General features: G+C 57.7%; 4 protein-coding genes. All 4 read right to left on the bottom strand.

What is annotated here, in order from left to right:
• Positions 1 to 120: 120 nt before the first annotated feature.
• The 4 genes from QRO95_RS25030 to QRO95_RS25010 all read right to left on the bottom strand — a co-directional run bounded on the left by QRO95_RS25030 (position 121) and on the right by QRO95_RS25010 (position 3,418).
• Entirely contained in the window at positions 121 to 657 is a 537-nt protein-coding gene (locus QRO95_RS25030) for a DUF4189 domain-containing protein (protein WP_223276932.1), read from the bottom strand.
• A 697-nt stretch (positions 658 to 1,354) separates the two neighbouring features.
• A complete protein-coding gene (locus QRO95_RS25020) occupies positions 1,355 to 1,870 on the bottom strand; it encodes a DUF4189 domain-containing protein (protein ID WP_285303717.1) in 516 nt (171 codons plus the stop codon).
• A 225-nt stretch (positions 1,871 to 2,095) separates the two neighbouring features.
• Positions 2,096 to 2,383, bottom strand: a complete 288-nt coding sequence (locus QRO95_RS25015; RefSeq protein WP_285303714.1) for a hypothetical protein — start codon at positions 2,381 to 2,383, stop codon at positions 2,096 to 2,098.
• A 555-nt stretch (positions 2,384 to 2,938) separates the two neighbouring features.
• Positions 2,939 to 3,418, bottom strand: coding sequence for a DUF4189 domain-containing protein (locus QRO95_RS25010; protein WP_232528379.1), 480 nt, complete (start codon positions 3,416 to 3,418; stop codon positions 2,939 to 2,941).
• Positions 3,419 to 3,734: the final 316 nt, after the last annotated feature.

Below are 3,734 nucleotides of genomic sequence, written 5' to 3'. Positions count from 1 at the left end.
TGCTGGACAGCGCCACCTGCATCCAAGCCAGACTCTTGTCGATCTGCTCTTCCGGTGCCTGGTCTTTTCCGGCTAATCAGGCATTTCTACGTTTTCAGCCAGAAACTCATAAGCGCAACCTCAGAAGCTCTCAAACTCAGGCTCGGTGCATCCAGAATAAATCACTTTACAGCCATCGCTCCCCTGTTTTAAGCACGCATCCACAGCCATCTTACTCGCAGCATCAACAGATGCCGCACGCGCAAACGTGGAGCCACCAAATCTTGCATCACTGGGGGATACGAATGCTGCGCATTGATTATTGAACTCCAATACCACCCTGCAATCCGTAGCCCCCCGCTGTGCGCAATTAGCAAGGGACTCCGAAGCCGCATCCCTCTTCTTTCGCTTACCGAGAGCCACGCCGACATCGCCCCCCTTCGCTAAAGCGATGGCCCCCCAAGTCTTGATCCAACGCCCTGTCGCAACAGGCGACGCTTGGCCTGCTCCAGTGGTACCACCTGGGATGGGAGCACAGCCGCCGACTCCCTGACCGCCAATTGGATACTGACCAGGAGGACACCTACCTTCTGCATTGGCCGTCTGTGGCAATTGGCAGGCAATGATTCCCACACCCAGCAGGAGTACTACACCTGAATAGACACGAATTGACTTCATTTCCGGCCTCTAGTTCGAAGCTAAGCCTTTACGACCAGTATCAGAATTGCCTGACCCAACTGTGGAGTTGCTGCCAGTGACTACGACATTGCTCCCAACTGAAGTCGATCCACCCGATTGACTGCCACCGCTCGTCGACGGCTTGTCCGGCGTGTAATAACTACCCGACGGCTGCCCGCTCGGACCCGGCGCCTGCGCAACAGGGCTGCCACCTATCCGCGAATATGCCATGAAGCTACCCAAGGTGCCCTGGAAGAACATGGCCGCCATTGGGGATAGTCGGAAGAGTGTCCGTCAGGATCAAGCCCACGCCCCCCCTTCTGCGCCGCGCAGCGTGACCCGCAATGCTCGTCGCCAAAGTCCTCATCGACGGAAAAGCGCCTGCGCTTGAGGGCCAGATGCATCAGCATTTTTGACGCGCACGCAGCCTACTTCCAGTAGGTGTTGCTCGTCGAACGGGACTTGGCTTGTTCACCAGCGCCTTTGTTCAGAACGAATCCGACGCCAAAATTACCATGTCCCAGACGAGGGAAACCCCATACAACTGCACTCAGGTGATTAGTGAAGACACCTAACCCTACCAACTAGATCAGCTGCTCCAGCTCGCCGACAAATGAGATGGCCTGCTTTTCGGCAGGCCATCTCCATCATGCAAAGGCCGATTCAAGAATCTCACCTGTGATTCGACTGACATAGCTCAGAAAGATTCAAATATTGGCTCAGCACAATCCGTGTACAACACCTTGCATTGCCCTCCACCGTTCTTCGCACAGTAGGAGAGAACCCGACTTGTCGCCTCCTCTCTTGAGCCGGCGACTGAAATAGAAACTATTCCCTTACTGCTCGGCTCAGGGTCAGCATATGCGACGCACTGGTTCTTGTACGTTGTATCGATCTTGCAGTCTTTCGCTCCATGTGTCGCGCACCGAGCAAGCGCTTCTGAGACAGCCTCTCGCTTGGAACGCCTTCCAACGGAAGCCCCCATATCGCCCGTGCTTGCCGCCCCCGCAATAGCCCCCCAAGTCTTGATCCAACGCACAGTAGCAATGGGGCCGCTCTGGACGCCACCGGTACCAGAGCCCGGAATAGGTGCGCATCCACCTACGCCCTGACCACCAATGGGGTACTGCCCTGGCGGACAACGCCCTTCCGCTCTCGCCTCACCCGTCACAAACAAACATAGGAGCAAGCCGACAAGAATGAGAGGAAACATGTATTTCACACTTCTACTCCGTACGCATGGGGCTATTGATTGCCGGGATGTGCAGCTCTGAGACCGGTTTCGGCAACCCTGGAGGATTCCGACGACGGAAGGGTTGAACGTGCGGTCGCATGTCGATCATGCGCACCACTGTCCTGGCCGGACTGCCCCTTCTCCGGAGCGGCCGGCGTGTAGTAACTACCCGGGGGCCCGGCGCCTGCGCAACCGGGCTGCCACCTATCTGCGAATATGCCATGAAGCTACCCAAGGTGCCCTGGAAGAACATGGCCCGGGTCTTGTCTTCCTGCAATCCAGGGTCATCAGAATCTTGATGCCATCAATGCTGGACAGCGCCACCTGCATCCAAGCCAGACTCTTGTCGATCTGCTCTTCCGGCTTCTGATCCTTGCCAGTGACAACGTGGGTGATCAGGCCCTTCACGTCCTCGGTCAGGAACTCATGAAGATCGCGCCCGAACATGCCCATGCTGGTGGCAACGGCCACAATCAACGCTGCGCGCGCCATGTTGGTTACCAGGACCATCATCGAGTCGCGGCTGCGGCCGGTGATTATCCGGTAGTCTTGCGGCCCTTTTCCACAGCGCAGCAAACGGGCATCCCGCCCCCTAAGAAAGATGCGCCTTTCGCATCGCATTCTGGATGCCGTCGTTCTCGATCAAACTTCTCGGCGTGCAGCTTCTTCAGCCGCAGGCTCTCACCCCAGACTCTCGAGTCGCTTGGCGTCAAGTGCTTTCATGCCACCAAACTTCCTCACCGCAGGTCGGAACGACGCCTTTTCACGTCTAATCCCCTTGCCATTGAGGATTGGTCTCCAAGCCGCCTCGCACTCAATCCCGGGGCGATGCGAGATCCAGCATCTGATCCGCTGTCACTCATCCTTCCGCCACCACGCACCCGAGTTACGGAAGCCGATTCGCCTCTACACCAAACGCCCGAGTCAGCGCGCAACTACCGGGCACCTCACCATTTCGACCTGCCTGACATTAAATCTTCCAGATTCTTTCCATAAAGGACTGTGCCAGGACGCCAGTCGGACGACCACAGACTCGCGATAGGATTTTTAGAATTCCTCGAAGATCGGCTCAGAGCAAGCGGAATAGACGGCAGCACAATCGCTCCCTCCTTTCGAGGCACAGAGGCGGGAGGCAAACTCTGTGGCACCCTCGATCGTTGCACCGGTACCAAACTGCGTGGTTCCACCTGTGCCCGAGCTGGCGACAACGGCGGCCACGCATTGATTCTTATATGTAATTGTAACCTTACATCCCACTCCGCCGGATTCAGCACACTTCCTCTGCGCTTCCTCAGCGGCCTCCGTCTTCCGTACCCGCCCTGTTGAGGAGCCAGAGGCGCCCGACGGCGCCAATGATATTGCGCCCCAAGTCTTGATCCATTTACCCGTCGCTCTGGGCCCACTGGTAGCTGCACCTTCGCCTCCAGGAATCGGGGCGCAACCACCGACTCCCTTCCCTCCGATCGGGTACTGCCCAGGAGGACATCGCCCCTCAGCCTGAGCCTCAAGGGCCGATGTGGCGAACATGAACACCAACGGCGCTAGCAAATGGATCATTCTCATCAGGCAACTCTCCTTACACAGACAACGCGCATCTCCGCGAGCTAAATAGGTGCCTTGGCAAATCGGCCTGTATCCGACGGCGTATCGGCAACATGTGGAGATCCAGTTGATCTACCCATCTGCCCCACTCCGCTTGCTCCATGCCCGGTGCTCCCCTTCTCTGGAGCCGGAGGCGTGTAGTAACTACCCGGCGGCTGCCCACTCGGGCCCGGCGCCTGCGCAACCGGGCTGCCACCTATCTGCGAATATGCCATGAAGCTACCCAAGGTGCCCTGGAAGA

It is taken from the genome of Stenotrophomonas maltophilia group sp. Smal13 (assembly GCF_030236855.1).
Lineage (GTDB): Bacteria > Pseudomonadota > Gammaproteobacteria > Xanthomonadales > Xanthomonadaceae > Stenotrophomonas > Stenotrophomonas maltophilia_A.
This window is presented reverse-complemented; position numbering and strand designations above follow the sequence as displayed.